We start from the raw sequence: 24,769 nt of genomic DNA, 5'->3' as shown, positions 1-24,769 counted from the left end.
GCCGCGCCGGCATCAGCCGAGGCCGGGGATGGTGGACACCAGCAGATCGATGAGCTTGATGCCGACGAAGGGCAGGATCAGGCCGCCGAGGCCGTAGACGCCGAGGTTGCGGCGCAGCAGGTCGTGCGCGGAGGCCGGCCTGTAGCGGACGCCGCGCAGGGCGAGTGGGATGAGGGCGACGATGATCAGCGCGTTGAAGATGATCGCCGACGTGATGGCGGAGGTCGGGCTGCTCAGGCCCATGACGTTGAGGGCTTCGAGTCCCGGGTAGGCGGCCGTGAACATGGCGGGGATGATCGCGAAGTACTTCGCGACGTCGTTCGTGATCGAGAAGGTGGTCAGGGCTCCGCGGGTGATGAGGAGTTGCTTCCCGATCTCGACGATCTCGATGAGCTTGGTCGGGTTGGAGTCGAGGTCCACCATGTTCCCGGCCTCCTTGGCGGCCGAGGTGCCGGTGTTCATCGCCACGCCGACGTCCGCCTGGGCCAGCGCCGGGGCGTCGTTCGTACCGTCGCCGGTCATCGCGACCAGCTTGCCGCCCGCCTGCTCCCGCTTGATCAACGCCATCTTGTCCTCCGGCGTCGCCTCCGCGAGGTACTCGTCGACACCCGCTTCGGCGGCGATGGCGCGGGCCGTCAGTTCGTTGTCGCCGGTCACCATGACCGTGCGGATGCCCATGCTGCGCAGTTCCGCGAAGCGCTCCCGGATGCCGTCCTTGACGACGTCCTTGAGATGGACGATGCCGAGGACCCTCGGCCCGTCCCAGTCGTGGACCGCCACCAGCAGCGGCGTGCCACCGGACTCCGAGACGGTGGCCGACCACGCCTCGGCTTCCGGCGGTACGGTTCCGCCGCGCATCGTGACCCAGTCGCACACCTGGGCAGTCGCACCCTTGCGGATGGCGCAGCCGGCCCCGTTGTCCCAGCTCAGGTTCACGCCGCTCATCCGGGTCCGGGCGCTGAACTCGGTGAACCGCGGATTGCTGAGATCCCCTGCGGCCACGGGTCGAAGACCGTACCGCCGGGCGAGAGCGAGGACGGACCGGCCCTCGGGCGTCTCGTCGGCGAGCGAGGACAGCTGGGCGGCCTCCGCGAGCTTGACGTGGTCGACGCCGGGAAGCGGGATGAAGGCGGCGGCCTCGCGGTTGCCGAGGGTGATGGTGCCGGTCTTGTCGAGGAGCAGGGTGTTCACGTCACCGGCCGCCTCGACCGCGCGTCCGCTCATCGCGATGACGTTGCGCTGGACGAGCCGGTCCATGCCGGCGATGCCGATCGCCGACAGGAGCGCGCCGATCGTGGTGGGGATGAGGGTGACGAGGAGAGCCACCAGGACGGTCGTGGACTGTGCGGCGTGCGCGTAGGCGGCCATCGGCTGGATGGCGACGACCACCAGGACGAAGATGACGGTGAGTGCGGCCAGCAGGATGTTCAGCGCGATCTCGTTCGGGGTCTTCCGCCGGGTGGCGCCCTCGACCAGGGCGATCATCCGGTCGATGAAGCTGTTGCCCGGGCGCGAGGTGACCCGTACGACGATCGCGTCGGACAGGACGGTCGTGCCGCCGGTGACGCCGGACCGGTCGCCTCCCGCTTCCCGCAGGACGGGAGCCGACTCGCCGGTGACGGCCGACTCGTCCACCATCGCGGCCCCGTCGACCACGTCGCCGTCGGCCGGGACCGGCTCGCCGGCCTCGACGAGGACGAAGTCGAAGGGCTGGAGCTCGGCGGGCGCCACCACTTCGGTCTCCGCGTACCGCAGATTCGCCCCGTAGGTCCAGTGGTTCAGACGGACCGCGACCGTGTCCGTGCGCGCCTTGCGCAGCGACTCCGCCTGAGCCCTGCCCCGGCCTTCGGCAACGGCCTCGGCCAGATTGGCGAACAGGACCGTCAGCCAGAGCCAGACGCTGATCACCCAGGTGAAGACGGACGGGTGGATGAGTGCCGAGAGCGTGGTCAGCACGGATCCGACGGCAACGACGAACAGCACCGGCTTCTGGACCAGTTCGCGCGGATGGAGCTTGCGGACCGCCTCCCGCGCGGAGGCGGCCAGGAGCTCGGGGTCCACCAGGTTCGCCCGGCCCGGGCGTTTCCGGGCCGGCCGGTCGGTCGGAGTCCGCGGAGGGGTCCCGAGACCCGGAGGAACGTGCTGCGCGGCGGCGGGAGGCATGCATACCTTCTGGGATGTGGTCGAGGCGTGGCGACCCCGGGGGCTCGCGGCCAGGACGCGGAAGAGGGATGTCGCCGCCGGGGACCGCCTCCATGGACCCCCTCGGCCGTCATGTGAGTATGTGAGGTCCCCGGCGACGCAACAGACAGGAAGCTACTGCCCGTTACGGAGAAAGAGCGGCTGTGGGCGCCGGATTTGGCACCCTCTTGACGGCGGCGCACGTGGCACGTCAAGCCGCCGTCAGAGGTGCGTCAACACCCGTCAGCGCGCGTCGGCCGTGATGCGGAAACGCAGCCGGCAGATCACGGCGTCCGTGTCGCGACGGACGGCGTGGGCGACGACGGAGCCGCGCTGGTTCTGGAGCATCCGCTGCCACAGCCGGGCGGGTTCGGTCTCCGGGATCAGCACCGTCACCTGGGCGTCCGGGTGGACCTGCGCGAGTTTGCGTACGTACGCCGACACCGGGCGGCCGAGCGAGCGCGTCTGCGAGGAGAGCTCGACCAACTCGACGCCGGGCTTCCACAACTCCCAGTCCCGCCTGAGGGCTTCGGCCACCTCGCGGTCCTCGGGAGCCGGGTGGGTGACGGTCACGGCGAGCACTTCATCGCCGAGGGAGCGGGCGGCGGTCAGGGCCTGGCACGTCAGCCGGGACAGCCCGGAGACCGGGACGACGACCACGGAGCGGGTGCGCCGCGGGGCCTGCGGGATCCGGCCGAGCTCCAGGCGTGCGCCGATCTCGGTGTACGCGCGGTGGACCTGCTGGAAGCCGAGTACGAGCAGAGGCAGCGCGACGACGATCAGCCAGGCGCCCTCGGTGAACTTGGTGGCGGTGACGACGACCGCCGAGACCCCGGTCAGCAGCGCGCCGAAGCCGTTCAGGCCCGCCTTCGCCCGCCAGCCGCGCGGGCGCTCCCCGTACCAGTGCCGGACCATGCCGACCTGGCAGATGGTGAAGCCGATGAAGACGCCGATGGCGAAGAGCGGGACGAGGGTGTTGGTGTCGCCGCCGGAGAAGACGAGCAGGAGGCCGGAGACGAGCGCCAGCCACACCACTCCGTGGCGGTGGACCTGGCGGTCGGCCTTGAGGGCGAAGACGTGCGGCAGGTGGTTGTCGCGGGCCAGCAGGCTCATCAGGACGGGCAGCCCTCCGAAGGAGGTGTTCGCGGCCAGCGCGAGCAGCACCATCGTGGCGAACTGGACGACGTAGAAGGCGGCGTTGTGCCCGAAGGAGGCGTCCGCGAGCTGAGCGAGGACGGTCACGCCCTCGACCGGCTGGAGGTGGAAACGCCCGATGAGGATCGACAGGCCGATCAGCATCACGCCGAGCAGCGCGCCGAGGGCGACTTCGGTGCGCTGCGCACGGCGGGCGGCCGGGGCCCGGAAGGAGGGCACGGCGTTGGCGACAGCCTCGACGCCGGTCAGGGCGGAACAGCCGGCGGCGAAGGCCTTCAGCAGCAGGAGGGCTCCCACCGTGGTCGCGCCCTCGCCGAGGGCCGAGGCGTGTCCGGCAGCGGACGCGGTACTGACGGGACCGTCGCGGAGGAGACCGACGACGACCATCGCGAGGATCGTCCCGACGAAGACGGCGGTGGGCACGAGGAACGCCTTGGCGGACTCCACGACCCCGCGCAGGTTCACCGCGGTGACCAGGAGCAGGATGCCCAGACAGATCCACACCCGTTCCGCGTACAGCTCGGGGAAGGCCGAGGTCAGGGCGGCCACGCCGGCCGTGACGGAGACGGCCACGTTCAGGACGTAGTCGAGGATGAGTGAGGCGGCGGCGACCAGGCTCGTACGCCGGCCGAGGTGGCGCTTGGCGACGGCGTACGAGCCGCCGCCGTCCGGGAACGCGGCGATGACCTGCCGGTACGAGGCCACCAGCACCGCCAGCAGCGCGGCGATCGCGAGCGTGACGGGGAGGGTGAAGCCCATGCCGTACGCGCCGGCCGCGGCCAGGACGAGCACGATCGCCTCCGGCCCGTACGCCACGGACGCCATCGCGTCCAGCGACAGCGCGGCCAGGCCCTGGAGGGCGGTCAGCCGGTGGCGGTCCCCCGGCGGCGGTGTGCGGACCCCGGTATCAGGAGGTTCCTCCGTGCCCGGAACCCGTCCCGCAGTACCCGTCTTTCCCATGTCTATCGACATCTCGCTGTTCCTCCGTTGGACAAAGTGAGGACAGCGTCCGAATTCGATGGCCGGATCGCCAGGGTCCTTGACGTTGTCCATACGCCCGCCCCTCCGGTCCTCACGCCTCCTTGATGCCGGGACGGAAAGTCTTTCGGCGACGAACGCGGCGCTGATCCTCTCCGCCCCCCCGTTTCTCCGTCTCTTTCGTATGGGTGGCGTTAAGAGATCCGCTGCGCCCGTATGGACACCGTCAAGGCGTCTTAACGCCGGGATGAAGACACGGTTATCTCGTCATCGGCCATATGGCTGATTCATTTCTTTCCACTCACTTCACTCAGGAGCTCGCGATGGCCGATCTGGCCTTCGTCGTCACCACGATCGCGGTGTTCGCGCTGGTGGCTCTCATCGCCAAGGGGGTGACCAAGCTGTGAACGCCGAAAACATCGTCGGCCTCCTCGTGGCCGTCTCCCTGCTCGGTTACCTCGTCCTCGCCCTCGTCAAGCCGGAGAGGTTCTAGCCACCGATGAGTCCCGTTCTCGCTGGTGTGCTCCAGCTCCTCGCACTGATCGCCGCACTCGCGCTGGCCTACCGCCCCCTCGGCGACCACATGGCCCGCGTCTACTCCTCCGAGAAGCACTGCACGCCGGAGAAGTGGATCTACAAGGCCATCGGCGCCAACCCGTCGGCCGAGATGCGCTGGCCCGCCTACCTGCGCGCCGTCCTCGCCTTCTCGGCGGTCAGCGTCCTCTTCCTCTACCTGCTGCAGCGGCTGCAGGGCATCCTGCCCGGCTCGCTCGGCTTCGTCGCGATCGACCCGGACCAGGCCTTCAACACGGCCGCCTCGTTCGTCGCCAACACCAACTGGCAGTCGTACTACGGCGAGCAGGCCATGGGCCACGTCGTGCAGACCGGCGGCCTCGCGGTGCAGAACTTCGTCTCCGCGGCCGTCGGCATGGCCGTCGCCGTGGCCCTCGTACGGGGCTTCGCGCGTTCCCGCACCGGTGAGCTCGGCAACTTCTGGGCGGACCTGGTCCGCGGCACCGTCCGCATCCTGCTCCCGATCGCTGTGATCGGCGCGATCGTCCTCGTCGCGTGCGGCGCGATCCAGAACTTCGCCGGCATCCACGAGGTCGGGCAGTTCACGGGCGGCACCCAGCAGTGGAACGGCGGGGCGGTGGCCTCCCAGGAGGTCATCAAGGAGCTGGGAACCAACGGTGGCGGCTACTTCAACGCCAACTCCGCCCACCCCTTCGAGAACCCCACCCCCTTCTCGAACCTTTTCGAGATCTTCCTGATCCTCCTCATCCCCTTCGCCCTCACGCGCACGTTCGGCCGGATGGTCGGGAACCTGCGGCAGGGCTACGCGATCCTCGCGACGATGGCCACCATCTGGATCGGCTTCACCGCGCTGATGATGTGGACCGAGTTCGCCCACCACGGTCCGGCCCTCGACGTCGCCGGCGGCGCGATGGAGGGCAAGGAGACCCGCTTCGGCGTCGGCGCCTCGGCGATCTTCTCGGTCGCCACCACGCTGACCTCGACCGGCGCGGTCAACTCCTTCCACTCCTCCTACAGCGGTCTCGGCGGCGGCATCCAGCTGCTGGGCATGCAGCTCGGCGAGATCGCGCCCGGCGGTGTCGGTTCCGGCCTCTACGGCATGCTGATCATGGCGATCATCGCGGTGTTCATCGCCGGTCTGATGGTCGGCCGCACCCCCGAGTACCTGGGCAAGAAGATCGGCACCCGCGAGATCAAGTTCGCGGCCTGCTACATCCTCATCACCCCCGCCCTCGTCCTCGGCTTCACCGCGGCCGCCATGGCCCTGCCCACCCCGGGCAACTCGATGCTGAACTCCGGTGCGCACGGCTTCTCCGAGGTCCTGTACGCCTACACCTCGGGCGCCAACAACAACGGCTCCGCCTTCGCGGGCCTGAACGCCGACACGCAGTGGTTCAACAGCACCATCGGCATCGCCATGCTGCTGGGCCGCTTCCTGCCGATGGTCTTCGTACTCGCTCTCGCCGGCTCGCTCGCCGAACAGAAGCCCGTCCCCGAGACCGCGGGCACCCTGCGCACCGACAAGCCCCTCTACACCGGGCTCCTCGTCGGCACGATCCTCATCGTCACCGGTCTGACCTACTTCCCGGCCCTCGCGCTGGGACCGCTCGCCGAAGGGCTCGCAGCATGAGCACCGCCACACCCACCCGTGCTCCGCACGACGACCTGCCCACCGGCCACAAGCCGGCCGCCGGCCGCGTCGGCGGGGGCCTGTTCGACCCCAAGCAGCTGCTGAAGTCCTTCCCGGACGCGGTGCGCAAGCTCGACCCCCGCATCATGATCAAGTCCCCGGTCATGTTCGTGGTCCTGATCGGCTCGGTCGTCACGACCGTGCTGGCGATCAAGGACCCGACGGACTGGTTCGGCTGGGCCATCACCGCATGGCTGTGGCTGACCACGATCTTCGCGAACCTGGCCGAAGCCGTCGCCGAGGGCCGCGGCAAGGCCCAGGCCGACACCCTGCGCAAGGCGAAGACCGACTCCGTCGCCCGCCGACTGACCGCGGGCGGCGGCGAGGAATCCGTTCCGGGCACCGAGCTGAAGATCGGTGACCTCGTCGTCTGCGAGGCCGGCGACGTGATTCCCGGCGACGGTGACGTCGTCGAGGGCGTCGCGTCCGTGGACGAGTCCGCCATCACCGGCGAGTCCGCTCCCGTGATCCGCGAGTCCGGCGGCGACCGGTCGGCCGTGACCGGCGGTACGAAGGTCCTCTCCGACCGGATCGTCATCAAGATCACGACCAAGCCCGGCGAGACCTTCATCGACCGCATGATCGCCCTCGTCGAGGGCGCGGCCCGGCAGAAGACGCCCAACGAGATCGCGCTGAACATCCTCCTCGCGTCCCTCACGATCGTCTTCCTGCTCGCGGTCGTCACCCTCCAGCCGTTCGCGATCTACGCGGGCGCCGAGCAGTCGATGATCGTGCTCACCGCGCTCCTGGTCTGCCTCATCCCCACCACCATCGGCGCGCTCCTGTCGGCCATCGGCATCGCCGGCATGGACCGCCTCGTCCAGCGCAACGTCCTCGCCATGTCGGGACGTGCGGTGGAAGCCGCGGGCGACGTCTCGACCCTGCTGCTCGACAAGACCGGCACCATCACCCTCGGCAACCGTCAGGCCTCCGAGTTCGTCCCGGTCAAGGGCACCACCGAGGCGGAGCTGGCGGACGCCGCCCAGCTTTCGTCCCTCGCGGACGAGACGCCCGAGGGTCGATCCATCGTGGTGCTGGCGAAGGAGAAGTACGGGCTGCGCGAACGCCACCAGGGCGAACTCGCCCAGGCCGAGTGGATCGCCTTCACCGCCCAGACCCGCATGTCCGGCGTCGACGTGGACGGCAAGAAGACCCGCAAGGGCGCGGCCGGCTCCGTCATCACCTGGGTCGAGGAGCGGGGCGGCCGGGTCTCCGACGACGCCGACCTCCTCGCGAACAAGATCTCCGAGGCCGGCGGCACCCCGCTCCTGGTCGCCGTCGAGGACGAGAAGGGTGCCCGCGTCCTCGGTGTCATCCACCTCAAGGACGTGGTGAAGGAGGGCATGCGCGAACGGTTCGACGAGCTGCGCCGCATGGGCATCAAGACCGTCATGATCACGGGCGACAACCCGCTCACCGCGAAGGCCATCGCCGAGGAGGCGGGCGTCGACGACTTCCTCGCCGAGGCCACCCCCGAGGACAAGATGGCCCTCATCAAGCGGGAGCAGGCGGGCGGCAAGCTGGTCGCGATGACCGGCGACGGTACGAACGACGCCCCGGCGCTCGCCCAGGCCGACGTCGGCGTGGCGATGAACACCGGCACCTCGGCCGCCAAGGAGGCCGGGAACATGGTGGACCTCGACTCCAACCCGACCAAGCTCATCGAGATCGTCGAGATCGGCAAGCAACTCCTCATCACCCGCGGAGCCCTGACCACCTTCTCCATCGCCAACGACGTCGCGAAGTACTTCGCGATCATCCCGGCCATGTTCGCCGTGGTCTACCCGGGCCTGGACAAGCTCAACATCATGGGCCTGGCCTCGCCCGAGTCCGCGATCCTCTCGGCCGTCATCTTCAACGCCCTGATCATCATCGCCCTGGTCCCGCTCGCCCTCAAGGGCGTCCAGTACCGGCCGACCAGCGCCGACAAGATGCTCCGCCGCAACATCGGGGTCTACGGACTCGGAGGTCTCATCGCCCCGTTCATCGGCATCAAGATCATCGACATGCTCATCACCCTCATCCCCGGAATCGGCTGATCTGCGATGAACAACTCTGTAAGCAACACGGCACGCCTGATCGGCGCGGGCCTGCGGGCCCTCCTCGTCCTCACCGTGATCTGCGGGGTCATCTACCCGCTCGCCGTCACCGGGATCGCCCAGGCCCTGTTCAACGACAAGGCCAACGGCTCCGAGATCAAGGACGGGAGCGGCACCGTCGTCGGCTCCTCCCTCATCGGGCAGACCTACAACCTGCCCAAGCAGAACCCCGACGACCCCGAGGAGGCCGCGAAGCCGGACCTGAAGTGGTTCCAGCCGCGCCCCTCCAACGGCCTCGGCTCCAACAGCGTCAATACCCAGTACTCGCTGATCCTCTCCGGCGCCACCAACCGCTCCGCCGACAACGGAGCCGTGAACGGCCAGTGCACCAAGGACGCCGAGGAAGGCACCCTCTGCGCCCAGGTCGTCGCCGCCAAGGAAGCCGTCATCGCCGACAACTCCACGGCCGGCTACACGGTCAAGCCCGAGGACGTCCCGGCAGACGCCGTCACCTCCTCCGGCTCCGGCCTCGACCCGAACATCTCCCCCGCCTACGCCGAGCTCCAGGTCCACCGCGTCGCCGAGCAGAACAGGCTCGACGTCCAGCAGGTCGAGAAGCTCGTCGCCGACCACACCATCGGCCGCACCCTCGGGTTCATGGGCGAACCCCGGGTCAACGTCCTCGAACTCAACACCGCCCTCAAGGCCCTGGCCAAGAACTGACGGTCCCCATCGCGTGGACCGGGATCCGGCGGGGCGGGCCTCCCCCGGCCGACGCCGGGAGGATGCCCGAGCGCCCCGCCGGCTCCCGGTCCGTGCCCGTGACGAAGGAAGGCTGCACACCGATGACCCGGGTGCTGGTGGTGGAGGACGATCCCCAGCTCGTCCGCGCACTGAAGATCAACCTCCAGGCGCGCAGGTTCGAGGTCGAGGAGGCCTCCGACGGCGGCTCGGCCCTGCGCATCGCGGCCGCGCACAAGCCGGACGTCATAGTGCTGGACCTGGGGCTGCCCGACATGGACGGCGTCGACGTGATCAGGAACGTCCGCGGCTGGTCCCGCGTGCCCATCCTGGTCCTCTCCGCCCGGCACACCTCGGAGGACAAGATCCGGGCGCTGGACGCCGGCGCGGACGACTACGTGACGAAACCGTTCAGCATGGACGAGCTCCTGGCCCGGCTGCGAGCAGCCGCCCGCAGGAACGAGGCCCCGGCGGCGTCTCAGGCGGACGAGGTCGCCGTGGTGACGACCGACGAGTTCAGCGTCGACCTGGTCGCGCGAAAGGTACGGCGGGGCGACCGCACCGTGCGTCTGACTCCGACGGAGTGGCATCTGCTGGAAATCCTCATCACCCACCCGGGCCGGCTGATCACGCAGGCTCGGCTGCTGCTGGACGTCTGGGGGCCGACGTACTCCGAGAACACCAACTACCTGCGCGTCTACATGGCCCAGCTTCGGCGCAAGCTGGAAGCGGACCCTTCGCATCCGCGATATCTGATCACCGAACCCGGCATGGGATACCGCTTCGAACCCTGATCACCCACCCGAGAGCCCCCAGACGTCGACAGACGTCAACAGAGAAGAAGAGTCTGGAACATGGGACGCGGCAAGCTCCGCATCTACCTCGGTGCGGCACCGGGCGTCGGCAAGACGTACGCGATGCTCTCCGAGGCGCACCGCCGGGTGGAGCGGGGCACCGACTGCGTCGTCGGCTTCGTCGAGCACCACAGCCGGCCGCGGACCGAGGTGATGCTGCACGGTCTGGAACTCGTCGCCCGCCACGAGCTGGAGTACCGCGGTTCCACCTTCACCGAGATGGACGTCGACGCGATCCTGGCCCGCCGGCCGGCCGTGGCACTGGTGGACGAGCTCGCGCACACCAACGTGCCCGGCTCGCGGAACGCCAAGCGCTGGCAGGACGTGGAGGAACTGCTCCAGGCAGGCATCGACGTCATCTCCACCGTCAACATCCAGCACCTCGAATCGCTGGGCGACGTGGTGGAGACGATCACCGGGGTCCGGCAGCGGGAGACCGTCCCCGACGAGGTGGCCCGGCGTGCGGACCAGATCGAGCTGGTCGACATGTCCCCGCAGGCTCTGCGCCGCCGCATGGCGCACGGCAACGTCTACAAGCCGGACAAGGTCGACGCGGCCCTGTCGAACTACTTCCGCCCGGGCAACCTGACCGCGCTGCGCGAACTCGCGCTGCTCTGGGTCGCCGACCGGGTCGACGAGTACCTCCAGGAGTACCGGGGCGAGCACAACATCCGCTCCACCTGGCAGGCCCGCGAACGCATCGTCGTCGGCCTCACCGGCGGTCCGGAGGGACGTACGCTCGTCCGCCGGGCGGCCCGGCTCGCCGAGAAGGGAGCGGGTGGCGAGGTCCTCGCGGTCTACATCGCCCGCAGCGACGGACTCACCTCGGCCTCGCCGAAGGAGCTGGCGGTCCAGCGCACCCTCGTCGAGGATCTCGGCGGCACCTTCCACCACGTCATAGGCGACGACATCCCCGACGCCCTGCTGGAGTTCGCCCGCGGCTGCAACGCCACCCAGATCGTCCTCGGTGTCAGCCGCCGCCGCTCGTGGCAGTCCGTCTTCAGCCCCGGCGTGAGCGCCACCGTCGCCCGCGAATCCGGACCCGACCTCGACGTCCACATCGTCACCCACGACGAGGCCGCCAGAGGCCGCCGAGGTCTGCCCGTCGCGCGCGGCGCGCGTCTCGGACGTTCCCGCCGCATCTGGGGCTGGCTGGCCGGCATCGTCGGCCCCGCCCTGCTCACAGTGCTGCTGAACCAGCTCGTACCCGACCTGGGCCTCGCCAACGACATGCTGCTCTTCCTCACCTGCACGGTGGCGGCGGCACTCCTCGGCGGACTCCTCCCCGCCCTCGCCTCGGCGGCCTTCGGCTCCCTCCTGCTGAACTACTACTTCACGCCCCCACTGCACCAGTTCACGATCTCCGACCCGAAGAACATCGTCGCCATCGCGATCTTCATCGGTGTGGCCGTGTCCGTGGCGTCCGTGGTCGACCTGGCCGCCCGCCGCACCCACCAGGCCGCCAGGCTGCGCGCAGAGTCCGAGATCCTCTCCTTCCTGGCGGGCAGCGTCCTGCGCGGCGAGGACTCCCTCGACGCCCTCCTCGAACGCCTCCGCGAGACCTTCACCATGCAATCGGTCGCCCTCCTCGAACGCGCGAGCGAGGTCGACGCGTGGACCACGGCCGCGGCCGTCGGCGCCGGTCCCGTCAGCCGGCCCGAGGACGCGGACGTCGACCTCCCCATGGGCGACAACATGGCGCTCTCCCTGACCGGCCGGGTCCTGGCCGCCGAGGACCGGCGCGTCCTGGGTGCCTTCGCGGCCCAGGCCGCCGTCGTACTCGACCGCCAGCGCCTGGTCGACGCGGCCGAGAAGTCCCGCGAGCTCGCCGAGGCCAACCGCATCCGCACCGCGCTGCTCGCCGCCGTCAGCCACGACCTGCGCACCCCGCTCGCCGGCATCAAGGCGTCCGTCAGTTCGCTCCGCTCCGACGACGTCGAGTGGTCCGAGGACGACAGGGCCGAGCTGCTCGAAGGCATCGAGGACGGCGCCGACCGCCTCGCGGCGCTCATCGGGAACCTCCTCGACATGTCCCGCCTCAACACCGGTACGGTCGTGCCGCTGATCCGGGTGACCGACCTCGACGAGGTCGTCCCGATGGCCTTGGGCGGCGTACCGGAGGACAGCGTGGTGCTGGACATCCCCGAGACCCTGCCGATGGTCGCCGTCGACCGCGGCCTCCTGGAACGCGCCGTCGCCAACATCGTCGAGAACGCCGTCAAGTACAGCCCGGACGGCCAACCCGTCAACGTCTCCGCCAGTGCCCTCGCCAGCCGCGTCGAACTGCGCATCGTCGACCGCGGCCCCGGCGTCCCCGAGGGAGCCAAGGCGCGCATCTTCGAACCCTTCCAGCGCCACGGCGACGCCCCGCGCGGTGCCGGAGTCGGCCTCGGGCTCGCCGTGGCCCGCGGGTTCACCGAGGCCATCGGCGGGACCCTCACGGCCGAGGACACCCCCGGCGGCGGACTCACCATGGTCATCACCCTCCCGACAGCGGCGGACGGCCTCGCCGTCCCGCCGGAACTCCCTTCGTCCGCGGTCACCTGACATCGGGCGAAGTGCGGGGCCGCTCGGGTGGGCCGCGAGGGCGAACTCGATGCGGCCGTCAACGCACCGTCAAAGTCCCGGCCGACGTGCGTCAGGAAGCCGTCAGGGCCGTTTCGTCCGGTGTCTCGTTGATGTTCGCTGGTCGGGTTGAGGACGTACGGAGGAGTCGGTGTACGCGTGAACACGGAGAATGTCGTAGGCATCGTCGTCGCGGTCAGCTTGGTCGGATATCTGGTCCTGGCGTTGTTCTTCCCCGAGAAGTTCTGAACGTGACGACCCTGCCCGCGGCCGGCCCGGCGGACGGGGTGCCGGGCTTCGGGGAGTGCCACCGGGCAGGCACACGGCGGCCACGCTCACGGGCCTTGAGCTGCTCCCCCGGGCAGCGGCCCGCACCCGAAGCGCCGGCAGGACGCGGGTGCCGCGACCGGCGCACACGTGGGTTCAGCGGCTGCTGCCGTACGGCAGGAGCGCCATCTCGCGGGCGTTCTTGATGGCGGCGGCGAGCTTGCGCTGCTGCTGGGCGGTGACCCTGGTGACCCGGCGGCTGCGGATCTTGCCGCGGTCGGAGATGAACTTCCGCAGCAGGTCGGTGTCCTTGTAGTCGATGTACGTGATCCCCGCCGCGTCGAGCGGGTTGGGTCGGGACTTCACGGGCGTGCGGGCTTCCTGGCGGCGTGCCATGGGGATTCTCCTTGATCTGGGGTGGGCGGGTGGGTGTGTCCCGCCGTCAGACGGGGTCGAGGAGGGAGTCGAAGGCGGCGGGAAGGTGCTTCCAGCCGTCCCGTCCGGACGCGTACTCCGCGTCGGTGAGCAGGCACGACTCCAGGAGGCGTTCGAGGCCGTCGCGGTCGAGGCCGGGTGAGGTGAAGACGAGGTGCTGGCAGCAGTCCCCGTGCTCGGGGTGCCAGTCCAGGGCCGCGGCGGCCCGGCGCATCGGCGGGACCATCTCCCAGGCGGCGTCGGGCAGTGACGCCAGCCAGGGGCCGGCGTTCTCGACGCACAGCGCGCCGCCGGCGGCATCCCACGCGAGGAGGGTGTCGGGGCGGTCGGCGAGCCAGAACCTGCCGCGGCTGCGCGCGGCGGCGCAGCACAGGTCTTCCAGCGCCTGGTAGAGGCGCTCGGGGTGGAAGGGGCGATGGCGGTGCCAGACCAGGGTGGTGACACCGGCGTCGTCGGCTTCCTGCGGCAACAGCGCACACGCGGGGTGCTGCGCCGCCGCGGCGGCTTCGACGTCGAAAGCCGCGACGCCCGCGAGCCCCGCGAGGGCCGCTTCGGCGAGGTCGCCGGAGTCCGCCGCCACGCAGCGGGCGGTGGGGTGGAGCTGCGTCAGGAGCGCGCGGTCCCCGTCGTCGGCCTCCTCGTTGTCGACGAGCGCGAGGACCGGTGCGTACTCCAGCTGGCGGGCCCAGGTGTCCCCGACGGTGCGCCGGTCGGTCGGCGCCGCGGCCAGTCCGGCTTCGGCGAGGTCGTCGCCGTTGGAGAGACAGGGAAGGACGAGTGCGGGGTCCACGGCAGTGATCACGTTGGTGAGGACCATCCCGTCCCCGCCGTGTGCGGCGACGACTTCGGCCATGGCCTTCGGTTCGACCGAGTCCCACAGTTCGACGACGGCGAGCCGGGTCAGCCGGCCGTCGGCGAGCCGCTCCAGTTCCGGGACCAGGTCCTCGCGCAGGGCGCAGCAGGCGCAGTCGTTGACCAGGGGCGCACTGTCTTCGGACAGGAGCCCGGTGGCGTCGCGGATCAGCCTGCGCACCTCACCCCGGGCCGCGCCGGCCAGGTCGTGGTGGAGTGCCACGCTGCCGGGCACGGCCCGCAGGAGCCGGTCCACGACCTCCTTGCGGGCGTCGGCATGGAGCCCGCCGACGATGACGACGGGCAGTCGCGTGTCCCGTTCCATCAGCGGACCCCGTAGCGGCGCTCGACGCGGCCGTCGGTGTCCATGACGCGGGCGGTGCCGCTCGCGCTGTCGCGGAAGACGACGGGGCCGTGGGCGGGTTGGATGCCTGGCTTCACAGGAATGTCCTTCGGGGTCGGTACGGGTGTGGGGTCGGCGTTCGTCGCGGAAGTCGACGCGTCGGCGGGCAGCGGGGTCGTAGGTGCGCAGGACCGTCCGGTCCGGGGCGTGCGGCCATGGCGCTACTATATGGGAATGATTTCCATTACCAATACGTGATGGCCGCAGAGAGAGGCAGGTAACACCCCATGTCCGCCCACTGTCAGCTGACCGGCGCCCAGCCGGGATTCGGCAACAACATCTCCCACTCCCACCGGCGCACCCCGCGCCGCTTCGACCCGAACATCCAGCACAAGCGCTACTGGCTGCCCGGCGAGGGCCGCCACGTCCGCCTCACCCTGAGCGCCAAGGCGATCAAGACCGTGGACGCGATCGGCATCGAGGCCGCCGTGGCCCGGATCCGGGCGCGCGGAGGGAAGGTCTGATGGCGAAGAAGAGCAAGATCGCCCAGAACGAGAAGCGCAGGGCGACGGTCGAGCGCCACGCGGCACGGCGGGCCGAACTGAAGGAGATCGTCCGCCGCCCCTCGTCCACTGCGGAGGACCGCCTGGCCGCCGCGGCGGCACTGCGCCGCCAGCCGCGCGACGCGAGCGCCACCCGCGTCCGCAACCGCGACGCCGTCGACGGCCGCCCCCGCGGATACCTGCGCAGGTTCGGCCTCTCCCGCGTGCGGGTCAGGCAGCAGGCACACGCCGGCTTCCTCCCCGGCGTGACGAAATCCTCCTGGTGACCCCGGCCGGCTGACGCTCACGCGCCCCGGCCGGACGACCTCAGCGCCCCGACATCCGTCCGTTCCCTGTCGGGATGCTGCCCGGGCGACCATGCGGCAGCGGAGGCCGCCTGACACTCCGGGCGTGGCGGGGAGGGACCACCGCCCCCTGGAACCTTCCACACGGAAACGGCCACCGACCGAGTCGGTGGCCGTTTGCGCGTCCGTGTCACTGACAGAGGTCGGACGGCGGCTTTCTCGTGTCAGTCTCACGCGTGGCGGTGGAGGCCAGGTATGTGATGCGCAGGGTGCCGGTGGCGGGCTCGCGGTCCACGAGGACCTTCACGCCGTAGACCGCCTGGACCAGCTCCGGAGTCAGTACGGTCTCCGGTGCGCCGGCGGCGGCCACCTCTCCGTGGTGGAGGAGGACGATGTGGTCGCAGTACCGGGCGGCGAGGTTGAGGTCGTGCAGGGCGACGACGCAGGTGACGTCCAGGGTGGCCAGCAGGTCGAGGAGTTCGAGCTGGTGGCGGATGTCGAGGTGGTTGGTGGGTTCGTCGAGGAGGATCTCCCGGGGTTCCTGGGCGAGGGCGCGGGCGAGTTGGGTGCGCTGCCTCTCTCCTCCGGAGAGGGTGTGCCAGCTGCGGTGCTGTTTGCGGGTGAGGTCGGTCCGCTCCAGTGCCGCGTCCACGGCCTGCCGGTCGTGCCCGGTCAGCGCGTCGAACCGGCCGCGGAAGGGGGTGCGTCCGAGTTCCACGACCTGGCGGACGGTGACGTGGTGGTGGGCGGTGACGTCCTGCTCGACGACGGCGAGCCGGCGCGCGAGCACCCGGCGGCCCAGGTCCGCCGGCGCGGTGTCGTCGTAGTGGACGGTCCCCGTGTCGGGGCGGCGCAGTCCGGCGAGGAGACGCAGCAGGGTCGACTTGCCGGAGCCGTTGGGGCCGAGGAGTCCGACGGTCTTTCCGTCGGGGGCTCGCATGTCGATGGTGTCGAGCAGTTGCCGGCCCTTGACCGACCAGGAGAGCCGGGTGGCGGTGATGCTTCCCATCAGGACTCCAGACGCTTCAGGACCAGCGCGAAAGCGGGTGCGCCGAGAAGGGCGGTGATGACGCCGGCGGGCAGTTCGTGGGGCGCGAACGCCGTACGAGCGAACACGTCGACCCAGATGAGGAAGACGGCACCGGTGATCGCGGACAGCGGAAGCAGGGAGCGGTGCATGGGCCCGGTCAGGATGCGGACCGCGTGCGGGACGAGCAGCCCGATGAAGCCGATCGCGCCGGAGGCGGCGACGGCGGCCGCGGTGATGACCGAGGTGAGCACCATCAGCCAGATGCGGGCCGCGGTGACGTTGATCCCCAGGGCGGCGGCGGAGTCCCACCCGAAGGTGAAGGCGTCGAGGGCGGGAGCGAAGAAGTGCACGGCGACCACCCCGGTCAGGATGATCACGACGGTGAGGGTCACGCCCTCCCAGCGCGCTCCCGCGAGGGTGCCGAGCAGCCAGTAGGTGAAACCGCGGGTGGAGTTGGCGTCGCCGCCGACCATCAGGATGACCGAGGTGACGGCGGCGAAGAACTGGGACACGAGGACTCCGGTGAGCACCACGCGGGACGGGCTGGCGATGCGTCCTCCGCCGAGGAGGAGCAGCAGCACGGCGAAGGAGGCCAGGCCGCCGGCGAAGGCACCGGTCGAGAGGGAGATGCTTCCGCCGATGCCCAGCAGGAGCACGGCGACCGCACCGGTGGAGGCGCCGGAGGAGACCCCCAGCAGGTAGGGGTCGGCGAGGGGGTTCCGGGTGACGGCTTGGAGGACCGTGCCGGAGACCGCGAGGGCCGCGCCGACGGCGGCGGCCAGCAGTACCCGGGGGAAGCGGGATTCCCAGATCAGTGCGTCCAGCAGCCCGGGCAGGGGTTCGGTGGGGGCGATGGCGCCCAGGCCGGTGTGGCGCAGGATCGTGGAGACGACGTCCAGGGGCCGGATGTCCGCGCTGCCGAAGAGCGATGCGGCGATGACCGACACCAGGAGCGCGGACACGGCGAGGCAGATGAGCGCCACTGTCGAGGCGCGCCGCCGGCGCACCGGGATCGTCTCACGGTCGGTGAGCGGATCTCCGGTGCGCGCGGCGGCCTTGTGTGAAGTCGTGGTCATGGCTTTGAGGGGGTCACCCGAGCTTGTTCAGGCCGTCGACGAGCGCGGGAACGGCGGACGCGCTGCCGTAGGAGGGGTCCATGTGGCTGCCGGGGATGGTGATGAACCTGTCGCCCTGCACGGCGGCGAGCTTGCTGGTGAGCGGGTCCTTCTTGAGCAGGTCGGTCTTCTCCTTGGCGGTGTCGTTGGGTTCGCCGCGGTTGAGGTCGGCCAGGATGATGACGTCGGGGTTGCGGGCGGCGACCTCGTCCCAGCTGACTTCGGCCCACTTGGTCTTGGCGTCGGCGAAGATGTTCTCGACGCCGGCGAGCTGGGACATGTGCTGCGGCAGGCCGCCGGGGCCCGCTGCCCACGGGGTGCCCTCGTAGGTGGAGTAGAACCACATGACCTTCAGCGGGGTGTCCCGCTTCTTGACGCCGGCCACGGCCTTGTCGATCACGGCTTTCTGATCGGTCGCCAGCTTCTCTCCGGCTTCGGGCACTCCCATGATCTTGCCGAGTCGGCGGTACTCCTCGAACAGCATCGTGAAGTCAGCGCCCGCCACGCTCTGGTGGTACGCGCAGTCGAATTCGGTCAGGTAGGTCGGCACGCCCAGGTCGTGGAGCTGCTTGCGGTCTCCGGACTGCTCCTTGGTGAACATGCTCGCGAAGGAGCTGTAGACGAAGTCCGGTTGGGCTTCCAGAAGCTTCTCGTGCTTGATCTCCGCCCCGGGCGCGGACAGGACCGGGATCTTCTGGTACTGCTCGGCGATCGCTGCCGGCGGCTTCTCGATCTCGTATCCCGTTCCGGCGATCCGGTCCCCCACCCCCAGGTGGATGAGGATCTCGGCGGCCGTCTGGTTCAGGGTGACGGCCTTCTTCGGCGCGGCCTTGTAGGTCACGTCGGTGCCGCAGTTCTCGAGGGTGAACGGGTAGGAGGTCGCACTCGTCGCCTTCGCCGTCGCCCCGGCCTTCGCGTCGGCGCCGCCGGCCGATCCACTGCCCGCGCACCCGGTGGCCGCGAGCACCGCCAGCGCCACAACGACTTTGGTCATCATTTTCGTTTTCATTGCCTGGAAGGTTTCGCTTTCTTTCGATCGAGAGGACTGAAAGGGGGTCTGACGGGTGGGGGTTACCGCAGCATCGCGGCGAGCCGGCGGGCGACCTGCTCGTCGAAGAGGCCGTGGGCGGCCATCCAGTCGTCGTTGAAAACGGTGTCCAGGTACTTGTCGCCGCCGTCGCAGACGAGCACCACGATGGTGCTGCCCGGCCCCGCGCCCCGCGCCTTCTCCAGGGCCTTGTAGACCACGCCGCCGGCCGAACCGCCGATCAGGATCCCGAAGTTCCTGGCCAGGTAGCGGCAGGTCTCGAAGGCCTCCGCGTCGCTCGCCTTCACCCCCTGGTCGAAGACGCCGTAGTCGACGACGGCGCCGATCTCGGAGCCCGCGGGCGTACCCGTGCCGGACTGGTGGTAGGGCGCGCCCTCGCCGCCGAAGACGACGGAGCCCACCGGCTCGACGCCGATGATCTTCAGGTCCGGGATTCGCTCGCGGAGGAAGCGGCCGGTGCCGCAGAGCGAGCCCCCGGTGCCGACGGCCCCGTACAGGTAGTCGATGCCGTCGCCCAGGTCGTCGTGGAGTTCGCGGGCGAGGGCCCGGTAGCCGTTGGGGTTGCCCTGGTTGCGGTGCTGCGCGGTCCAGTACGCCCCGTGCTCGACGGCCAGGCGCTCGGCCGTGGTGTCGCGTTCGGCGGTGGCCAGTCCGTCGGCCTCACCCGCGACGTTGAGGATCTCGGCCCCGAAGGCGCGCATGCCGCGGAGCTTGTCGGCACTGGAGTGGTTGTCCACCACGGCCGTGAACTTGTAACCGCGTTCGGCAGCGATGAGGGCGAGGCCGAGCCCGGTATTGCCGGAGGTGGACTCGACCAGCCAGCCGCCCGGGGCGAGCAGACCCGCGGCCTCGGCCTCGTCCACCATGTTCCGGGCCATCCGGATCTTGGCGGTTCCGGTGGGGTTGAACTGCTCCATCTTCAGCAGGACGGTGGCCGAACCGTCCGCGACCGACAGTTCCAGCAGGGGCGTTCGCCCGATCAGCTCGGACATCTTGCTCTTGATCACAGCTCGTCCTTCGCACAGGTCTCCGTCAGGCACCGCACGAAGACGTCGTTGTCCTCGGGGGTCGAGAGAGAGGCTCGGATGTAGGTCTCGTATCCCGGTTCGCGCCACGCCTTGACGATGATTCCGGCGCGGTGCAGCTCCCGGGCGATCCGGTCGGAGGGGCGGCCGGTGTCGATGAAGAGGAAGTTCGTCGAGGACGGCGCCGCCCGCAGTCCCGCGGCGCGCAGCCGGCCGGCGACCCTGGCCAGCTCCAGACGGGTACGGCTGACCGTGTCCGCCAGGTGCGCGTGGTCGCCCAGCGCGGCCGTGGCGGCGTCCTGGGCCGGCCGGTTGACGTTGTACGGGGTGCGGACCCGGTCCAGCGCCTTGACCAGGGCGTTGTCGGAGGCGATCCCGTACCCCACCCGCAGGCCGGCCAGGCCGTAGGCCTTGGAGAAGGTGCGGAGCACGATCCAGGGCCGGTCCAGTCCGCGCAGGGCCTCCAGCCCGTCGGGGTAGGACGGGTCGGGGCGGGCGAACTCGCCGTACGCCTCGTCGAGGACCAGCAGGGCCGACTCCGGGGTGTCGGCCACGACGCGGGCCAGTTCGGCGGGGGTGAGGATCGCGCCGGTGGGGTTGCAGGGGTTGGCGAGGAAGACGAGTTTCGGGCCGGCGGCCAGTGCGCAGCGCCAGGCGTCCGCGTCGAAGCCGAACTCGGAGGTGACCGGGACCTTCTCCACCCGGGCGCCCATGACGCGGGGAAAGATCTCGTGCAGGCTGAAACCGGGCGCCTGGGTGACGACCAGGTCGCCGGGGTCGAGCACGGCCTGGCACAGCAGCTCCAGGATGTTCTCCGAGCCGTTGCCGAGCACGACGCGGTCGGCAGGCACGTCCAGATGGTTCCCGATGGCCCCGGTCAGGCGCCTGCCGGCGGGATCGGGGTAGCGGGCGAAGCCGGCGGCCGTCCCGAGGCGTACGGCCTCGGCGACCGCGGGAGAGGGACCGTACGGGATCTCGCTGTTGGAGAGCTTGATGACGCGGCCGGCGCCGCTGAGGGCGGCCACCTGGTCCGTGTCGGCGCCGGGGTCGTAGCCGGGCAGACCCGCCACTTCCCGGCGGATCAAGGAGGCCGAAGCGGCCGGTGCGAGGGTGGGGTTCATCACGGCTCCGGTTCGGGGTCGGGTGCGCCGGACGTCTCGCGGTGGAGCCGGCCGACGCGGCGCAGGAACGCGGCCAGCAGGAGGGCGGCGGTGGCCGCGAGGCCGATGGTCTGGCCGATCCAGACGCCCTCGACTCCCCCGTCGGCGGTCACCCCGAGCAGGTAGCCCGCGGGCAGCCCGATCAGCCAGTAGCCGATGAGGGAGATCCGGAAGGGGCCCGCGGTGTCGCCGACGCCGCGCAGGATGCCGTTGCCGATGTTCTGCGTGGCGTCGAAGACCTGCATGAGGGCGGCGATCATCAGCCCGGTCACGGTGAGCGCGACGATGTCCGCGTTGCCTGCGTGCTCGGCCGAGATGAACAGGGACACGATCGGCTCGGGGATCGCCAGGTACAGGGCGGCGACCCCGAGGGTCGCGATCACGCCCCAGGCCGCGGCGAGGAGCCCCGTCCTGCGGGCCGTCGCGTAGTCGTTGCGGCCGTCGGCTTCGCTGAGGTGGATGGACGCCGCGTGCGACAGGCCGGCGGAGATCATGAAGACGATGTAGACGATCTGGTTCAGCACCGTCTGCGCGGCCAGGGCGTCCGCGCCCAGGGAGCCGATGACCAGGGTCAGCACGCTGAAGAACCCGGCCTCCGAGGCATAGGTGCCCGAGATCGGCAGGCCGAGGCGCCAGACCGACCGGACCGCGTCACCGTCCCAGCGCCGCGCCGCGGGCGAGAGGAGGTACGAGCGCAGGACGACGTCCCGCAGGATCACCACGACGAAGGCCAGGAAGGACAGCAGGAACACCGTGACGGTGGCGATGGCGACGCCGACGAATCCGAAGGCGGGGAGGCCCAACTCGCCATGCATCAGGGCGTGGTTGAGGGCGATGGTGACGCCCACCGAGACGAGGGTGATGGCCAGCAGGGGGCCGGGCCGCTTCAGGCCGGTGGTGAAGTGCCGCAGGGTCTGGAACCACAGGCAGGGCAGCATGCCCGGCGCCAGGACCATCAGGAACTCGCCCGCCTTGCGCACCACGGCCGGGTCCTGGCCCAGCAGGACGAGCAGCGGGCCGATCAGCAGGAGCGCAGCGCAGAACAGCACGCCGCAGACGGTGGCCCAGAAGAAGCCGGCGAACAGCAGCGCGCCGATCCGCTCGCGGTCGCCCCGCACCCGCGCCTCGGCCACCAGGTTGCTCACCCCGGTGACCAGGCCCGTGCCCGTGGTGCGCAGCTGGTTGAACAGGGCGAGGGCGAGGCCGGCGGCGGCGATCTCCAGCGCGCCGAGCCTGCCCAGCATCACGATGTCGACCGTGGTGAGGGCGACGTAGGCGAAGTTGGTCAGGATCAGCGGCAAGGCGAGCTTCAGGAGGGCGCGCGAGTTCTTGACCCACCAGCCGGCGCCGGTCTCGCCGGTCTCGCCGGTCTCCTCCGCACGGTTCGGGGCAGGCGCACCGGTCGTGCCGGTCGTGTCGGTCGTGTCGGTGCTCACCAGAAGTTGACCTTGTCCCCGCGTCCGGCGGTCAGCGCGAGATCGGCCATGTAGCGGCCCAGCGCGGCATCCGTGACCGCCATGCCGCTGTTGTAGGCGAAGACCACGTCGTCCGGACGGCGTCGGGCGGGTGCCCGGCCGAGGAGGATGTCCGGCAACTGAGCGTCCACCAGCGGCAGTTCTCCGTCCGGGCCCCGCAGGTCGTCGCAGGTGGCGTGCATCTGGGCGGTGTCGGTGGCGATCCGGTGGTCCGCGCCGTGGCACACGTCGGCGTGCACGCCGTACCCGAGGAGCACGGCGACCGAGCCCGGCTTCATCCAGTCGCGCCGGACCTCCTGCGTCACGGACAGGCCGGCGGCGCCGATCACGATGTCCGCCCGACCGGCGGCCTCCCTCAGGTCCGTGACGATCTCGACCTCGCGGCCTTCGACGCTGTCCTGGACGGCGCGCAGGCCCTCGGGATAGGTGCCGAACACCTGGAGCCGCTCCAGCTCCGGCATGGCCGCGACCAGCATCGGCAGCGCCATCTGCCCCTGGACGCCGGTTCCGACGACCAGCGCGGTCCGGGCGTCGGGGCGGGCCGCGCGGGCGAAGAGGGCAGTGGTGGCCGAGGACCGCAGGGGCCCGAGCTTCACCACGTCCATCAGGGCTATGGGCGCCCCGGTGGTGTCGTCCACGAGGAAGACGAACGACTGGAACCGGTAGGCGTCCCGGGTGCGGCGCGGATCGAACTCGTAGACGGCCTTGAAGCAGACGGTGTCGCTGCCGGCGTCACGGGCCACCATCGAATAGCTCAGGGAGCGGTGGGCGGGGCCGTCGACGATCGTCTTGACCGGGTTCTGCGAGCCGCCTTCGCGCAGCGCGCGGTAGGCCTGCTCGACCACCTCGATCACCTTCGCGTGGTCGACGTCCAGCCCTTCCTGCTGCGATTGCGGCAGGAGCCACAACTGCCCGGGCGGGGCGTAGGTGGGTGACATGCGGGGGTTCTCCTTCATGCGGGATGCGTGCGGGGATGTGCACGGGGCTGTGTTCGGGGATGTGCGCAGGGGTGTGTCAGATGCCGTCCAGCCGCCAGCGCGGCGGGCCGCTGCCGTCGCCGAGCCGGAGCACGACCTTCCGCGGCAGCGGGGCGTCATGGAAGGGCGACTCGTTGGAGTCCATCTGGTAGCCCGCGGTGTTGAGGTAGGCCAGGTGGTCACCACGGCGTACGGGGCGCGGGAAGCCGACCTTCCGCCAGGTCAGCAGGTCGCTCTCCAGGCAGGTCGAGCCCGCGACGCAGGCCGGGAACGGCGCTTCGGGCGCGGGGGCGCCGGGCCCGGCGGACAGCAGCAGCGGATCGGGCAGATAGTCGCTGTTGAACCACTGCTCGGAGAGGCTGAAGCTGCTCCCGGCAACGGTGACGATCGCGTACCCGTCGGCGTCGCGCCGGTCGTCGACCTGCTGGACGCGGAAGAGGGTGAATCCGGCCTGGTCGAGCAGGGCCCGGCCCGGTTCGACGACGAAGCGAATGCCGGTACGGGCCGCTTTCGCCGACAGGCTCTCGGCGCCGTCGACCCGGTGCTCCATGATCGCGGCCACGGCCTCGTCCGCGGTCCGACCACCGTAGGGGTAGAAGTCCTGGAAGCTCTTGGCCGCGTGGTACTGGACCGGGCGGTTCTGCGCGAGGAACGCGTCCCAGAGCCGCGGCTCGACGTAGCGGACCGGCAACCCGCCGCCGATGTCGACCAGTTCGGCGGAGGGCGAGCCGCGCCGCCGGGCGTCGAGACAGTGCTCGATCATCTCGTTCGCCGCCGTCGCGCGCTCCGATGCGGAGTATCCGCCGAGGTGGAAGGAGAAGCCGCGCAGGCGGATGCCGTCGGCGAGTTCCGCGCAGAGTCCGACGGCGGCCGCCCGCTCGGCGGCCGAGAGACCGAAGCGGCTACCCGGCTGGCCCGCCGCACGGGTCCGCAGGAGTACCTGCGCCTGTCGGCGCGCCGTCCGCGCGGTGGCCGCGAGCCGGCGGAGTTCGCTGACCGAGTCGACGGCGACCAGACAGCCGTGCTGGACGGCGAGGGCGTGCAGCGCGTCGCCCTTCTCCGGACCGGAGATCCCGATCCGGTGCCCGGGCACTCCCCCGGCCAGGGCCCCGACCAGCTCCGGGGCGCTCGCGACGTCGATCCCGATACCGAGAGCGGCGGCGGACCTGACGTAACAGTCGGCCTTGTTCGCCTTCTTGGCGAACAGGATGTCGGCGGTCGCTCCCGCCCCGGCGAACGCGCGGCGGAGCCGGGCGACGTTCTCCTCGAAGACCTCGGGCAGCACGACGTGCAGCGGTGACCCCAGGCCGTCGAGGAGATCGGCCAGCAGTCCGCGGTGGTCCGCCAGGATCGCGGAGACGGAGGGATGTCGGAGTGCGGGGAGCGCGAAGGGCAGCACTGATGCAGCCGGGCGCTCGACCACGTGTGGAGAGATGAGCACCCTGTACTTCTATATGA

22 protein-coding genes are annotated in these 24,769 nt (G+C 70.4%); 10 read left to right on the top strand and 12 right to left on the bottom strand.

The window, feature by feature from the left end; translation table 11 throughout:
• Window positions 1–12: 12 nt before the first annotated feature.
• Both kdpB (AB0O53_RS01520) and AB0O53_RS01515 read right to left on the bottom strand, forming a co-directional pair.
• Window positions 13–2,163 carry a potassium-transporting ATPase subunit KdpB gene (gene kdpB, locus AB0O53_RS01520; RefSeq protein WP_365192634.1) on the bottom strand — a complete coding sequence of 717 codons (2,151 nt, stop codon included), beginning with the start codon at window positions 2,161–2,163 and terminating at the stop codon, window positions 13–15.
• A gap of 261 nt (window positions 2,164–2,424) precedes the next feature.
• A complete protein-coding gene (locus tag AB0O53_RS01515) occupies window positions 2,425–4,308 on the bottom strand; it encodes an APC family permease (RefSeq protein ID WP_365192632.1) in 1,884 nt (627 codons plus the stop codon).
• 284 nt (window positions 4,309–4,592) lie between these two features.
• On the opposite strand from AB0O53_RS01515, the gene AB0O53_RS01510 reads away from it, so the two are divergent.
• From AB0O53_RS01510 to kdpF (AB0O53_RS01475), 8 genes are all read left to right on the top strand, one after another.
• Window positions 4,593–4,721: a hypothetical protein gene (locus tag AB0O53_RS01510; RefSeq protein WP_350988757.1), complete on the top strand. Its 129-nt coding sequence runs from the start codon at window positions 4,593–4,595 to the stop codon at window positions 4,719–4,721.
• Window positions 4,718–4,807: a K(+)-transporting ATPase subunit F gene (kdpF, locus tag AB0O53_RS01505; protein ID WP_350988755.1), complete on the top strand. Its 90-nt coding sequence runs from the start codon at window positions 4,718–4,720 to the stop codon at window positions 4,805–4,807. Before AB0O53_RS01510 ends, kdpF (AB0O53_RS01505) begins: the two co-directional genes overlap by 4 nt.
• A 6-nt stretch (window positions 4,808–4,813) precedes the next feature.
• On the top strand, window positions 4,814–6,478 hold the full coding sequence (gene kdpA, locus AB0O53_RS01500) for a potassium-transporting ATPase subunit KdpA (RefSeq protein ID WP_350988753.1): 1,665 nt from the start codon (window positions 4,814–4,816) through the stop codon (window positions 6,476–6,478).
• Window positions 6,475–8,577 carry a potassium-transporting ATPase subunit KdpB gene (kdpB, locus tag AB0O53_RS01495; protein ID WP_350988751.1) on the top strand — a complete coding sequence of 701 codons (2,103 nt, stop codon included), beginning with the start codon at window positions 6,475–6,477 and terminating at the stop codon, window positions 8,575–8,577. Before kdpA ends, kdpB (AB0O53_RS01495) begins: the two co-directional genes overlap by 4 nt.
• Before the next feature lie 6 nt (window positions 8,578–8,583).
• Window positions 8,584–9,300 (top strand): potassium-transporting ATPase subunit C, encoded by a 717-nt coding sequence (locus tag AB0O53_RS01490; protein WP_365192629.1) that lies wholly within the window; start codon window positions 8,584–8,586, stop codon window positions 9,298–9,300.
• A gap of 122 nt (window positions 9,301–9,422) precedes the next feature.
• Complete coding sequence (locus AB0O53_RS01485; RefSeq protein WP_350988749.1) at window positions 9,423–10,112, top strand: response regulator; 690 nt, start codon at window positions 9,423–9,425, stop codon at window positions 10,110–10,112.
• Between the two features lie 60 nt (window positions 10,113–10,172).
• Window positions 10,173–12,719, top strand: coding sequence for a DUF4118 domain-containing protein (locus AB0O53_RS01480; RefSeq protein ID WP_350988748.1), 2,547 nt, complete (start codon window positions 10,173–10,175; stop codon window positions 12,717–12,719).
• 177 nt (window positions 12,720–12,896) lie between these two features.
• The gene (kdpF, locus tag AB0O53_RS01475; protein ID WP_363063254.1) at window positions 12,897–12,986 is read left to right on the top strand and encodes a K(+)-transporting ATPase subunit F; all 90 of its coding nucleotides are present in this window, start codon (window positions 12,897–12,899) and stop codon (window positions 12,984–12,986) included.
• 174 nt (window positions 12,987–13,160) lie between these two features.
• On the opposite strand, the gene rpsR is transcribed toward kdpF (AB0O53_RS01475), so the two are convergent.
• Window positions 13,161–13,400 (bottom strand): 30S ribosomal protein S18, encoded by a 240-nt coding sequence (rpsR, locus tag AB0O53_RS01470; protein ID WP_350988744.1) that lies wholly within the window; start codon window positions 13,398–13,400, stop codon window positions 13,161–13,163.
• A 46-nt stretch (window positions 13,401–13,446) separates the two neighbouring features.
• On the bottom strand, window positions 13,447–14,616 hold the full coding sequence (locus AB0O53_RS01465; RefSeq protein WP_350988742.1) for a CobW family GTP-binding protein: 1,170 nt from the start codon (window positions 14,614–14,616) through the stop codon (window positions 13,447–13,449).
• A 305-nt stretch (window positions 14,617–14,921) separates the two neighbouring features.
• Between AB0O53_RS01465 and rpmB the strand changes: the two genes are divergently transcribed.
• Together rpmB and rpsN are read left to right on the top strand one after the other, a co-directional pair.
• Window positions 14,922–15,158: a 50S ribosomal protein L28 gene (gene rpmB / locus AB0O53_RS01460; RefSeq protein ID WP_350988741.1), complete on the top strand. Its 237-nt coding sequence runs from the start codon at window positions 14,922–14,924 to the stop codon at window positions 15,156–15,158.
• Entirely contained in the window at window positions 15,158–15,463 is a 306-nt protein-coding gene (gene rpsN / locus AB0O53_RS01455; RefSeq protein ID WP_365192625.1) for a 30S ribosomal protein S14, read from the top strand. Before rpmB ends, rpsN begins: the two co-directional genes overlap by 1 nt.
• A 208-nt stretch (window positions 15,464–15,671) precedes the next feature.
• On the opposite strand, the gene AB0O53_RS01450 is transcribed toward rpsN, so the two are convergent.
• The 8 genes from AB0O53_RS01450 to AB0O53_RS01415 form a co-directional block, all read right to left on the bottom strand.
• Window positions 15,672–16,490: an ABC transporter ATP-binding protein gene (locus tag AB0O53_RS01450; protein ID WP_365192623.1), complete on the bottom strand. Its 819-nt coding sequence runs from the start codon at window positions 16,488–16,490 to the stop codon at window positions 15,672–15,674.
• Complete coding sequence (locus AB0O53_RS01445; RefSeq protein WP_435886584.1) at window positions 16,490–17,518, bottom strand: FecCD family ABC transporter permease; 1,029 nt, start codon at window positions 17,516–17,518, stop codon at window positions 16,490–16,492. The genes AB0O53_RS01450 and AB0O53_RS01445 overlap by 1 nt, the downstream gene beginning before the upstream one ends.
• A gap of 82 nt (window positions 17,519–17,600) precedes the next feature.
• The gene (locus AB0O53_RS01440; RefSeq protein ID WP_365192619.1) at window positions 17,601–18,623 is read right to left on the bottom strand and encodes an ABC transporter substrate-binding protein; all 1,023 of its coding nucleotides are present in this window, start codon (window positions 18,621–18,623) and stop codon (window positions 17,601–17,603) included.
• A 74-nt stretch (window positions 18,624–18,697) separates the two neighbouring features.
• Window positions 18,698–19,681: a PLP-dependent cysteine synthase family protein gene (locus tag AB0O53_RS01435; RefSeq protein ID WP_365192617.1), complete on the bottom strand. Its 984-nt coding sequence runs from the start codon at window positions 19,679–19,681 to the stop codon at window positions 18,698–18,700.
• Window positions 19,678–20,820: a histidinol-phosphate transaminase gene (gene hisC / locus AB0O53_RS01430; RefSeq protein WP_365192615.1), complete on the bottom strand. Its 1,143-nt coding sequence runs from the start codon at window positions 20,818–20,820 to the stop codon at window positions 19,678–19,680. Before hisC ends, AB0O53_RS01435 begins: the two co-directional genes overlap by 4 nt.
• Window positions 20,820–22,295: an MATE family efflux transporter gene (locus tag AB0O53_RS01425; RefSeq protein WP_365192613.1), complete on the bottom strand. Its 1,476-nt coding sequence runs from the start codon at window positions 22,293–22,295 to the stop codon at window positions 20,820–20,822. Before AB0O53_RS01425 ends, hisC begins: the two co-directional genes overlap by 1 nt.
• On the bottom strand, window positions 22,292–23,272 hold the full coding sequence (locus AB0O53_RS01420; protein ID WP_350988726.1) for an ornithine cyclodeaminase: 981 nt from the start codon (window positions 23,270–23,272) through the stop codon (window positions 22,292–22,294). The genes AB0O53_RS01425 and AB0O53_RS01420 overlap by 4 nt, the downstream gene beginning before the upstream one ends.
• Window positions 23,273–23,348: 76 nt before the next feature.
• A complete protein-coding gene (locus AB0O53_RS01415) occupies window positions 23,349–24,752 on the bottom strand; it encodes an alanine racemase (RefSeq protein ID WP_350988724.1) in 1,404 nt (467 codons plus the stop codon).
• Window positions 24,753–24,769: the final 17 nt, after the last annotated feature.

The organism is Streptomyces erythrochromogenes (assembly GCF_040684695.1).
Taxonomy (GTDB): domain Bacteria; phylum Actinomycetota; class Actinomycetes; order Streptomycetales; family Streptomycetaceae; genus Streptomyces; species Streptomyces erythrochromogenes_C.
Note: the sequence above shows the minus strand (reverse complement) of the source record. Positions and strands in the feature narration are given on the sequence as shown.

Coding starts and splice junctions, on each gene's coding strand:
- kdpB (WP_365192634.1), bottom strand. CDS start 2,163: ATGCCTCCCGCCGCCGCGCAGCACGTTCCTCCGGGTCTCGGGACCCCT.
- AB0O53_RS01515 (WP_365192632.1), bottom strand. CDS start 4,308: ATGTCGATAGACATGGGAAAGACGGGTACTGCGGGACGGGTTCCGGGC.
- AB0O53_RS01510 (WP_350988757.1), top strand. CDS start 4,593: ATGGCTGATTCATTTCTTTCCACTCACTTCACTCAGGAGCTCGCGATG.
- kdpA (WP_350988753.1), top strand. CDS start 4,814: ATGAGTCCCGTTCTCGCTGGTGTGCTCCAGCTCCTCGCACTGATCGCC.
- kdpB (WP_350988751.1), top strand. CDS start 6,475: ATGAGCACCGCCACACCCACCCGTGCTCCGCACGACGACCTGCCCACC.
- AB0O53_RS01490 (WP_365192629.1), top strand. CDS start 8,584: ATGAACAACTCTGTAAGCAACACGGCACGCCTGATCGGCGCGGGCCTG.
- AB0O53_RS01485 (WP_350988749.1), top strand. CDS start 9,423: ATGACCCGGGTGCTGGTGGTGGAGGACGATCCCCAGCTCGTCCGCGCA.
- AB0O53_RS01480 (WP_350988748.1), top strand. CDS start 10,173: ATGGGACGCGGCAAGCTCCGCATCTACCTCGGTGCGGCACCGGGCGTC.
- rpsR (WP_350988744.1), bottom strand. CDS start 13,400: ATGGCACGCCGCCAGGAAGCCCGCACGCCCGTGAAGTCCCGACCCAAC.
- AB0O53_RS01465 (WP_350988742.1), bottom strand. CDS start 14,616: ATGGAACGGGACACGCGACTGCCCGTCGTCATCGTCGGCGGGCTCCAT.
- rpmB (WP_350988741.1), top strand. CDS start 14,922: ATGTCCGCCCACTGTCAGCTGACCGGCGCCCAGCCGGGATTCGGCAAC.
- rpsN (WP_365192625.1), top strand. CDS start 15,158: ATGGCGAAGAAGAGCAAGATCGCCCAGAACGAGAAGCGCAGGGCGACG.
- AB0O53_RS01450 (WP_365192623.1), bottom strand. CDS start 16,490: ATGGGAAGCATCACCGCCACCCGGCTCTCCTGGTCGGTCAAGGGCCGG.
- AB0O53_RS01440 (WP_365192619.1), bottom strand. CDS start 18,623: ATGATGACCAAAGTCGTTGTGGCGCTGGCGGTGCTCGCGGCCACCGGG.
- hisC (WP_365192615.1), bottom strand. CDS start 20,820: ATGAACCCCACCCTCGCACCGGCCGCTTCGGCCTCCTTGATCCGCCGG.
- AB0O53_RS01420 (WP_350988726.1), bottom strand. CDS start 23,272: ATGTCACCCACCTACGCCCCGCCCGGGCAGTTGTGGCTCCTGCCGCAA.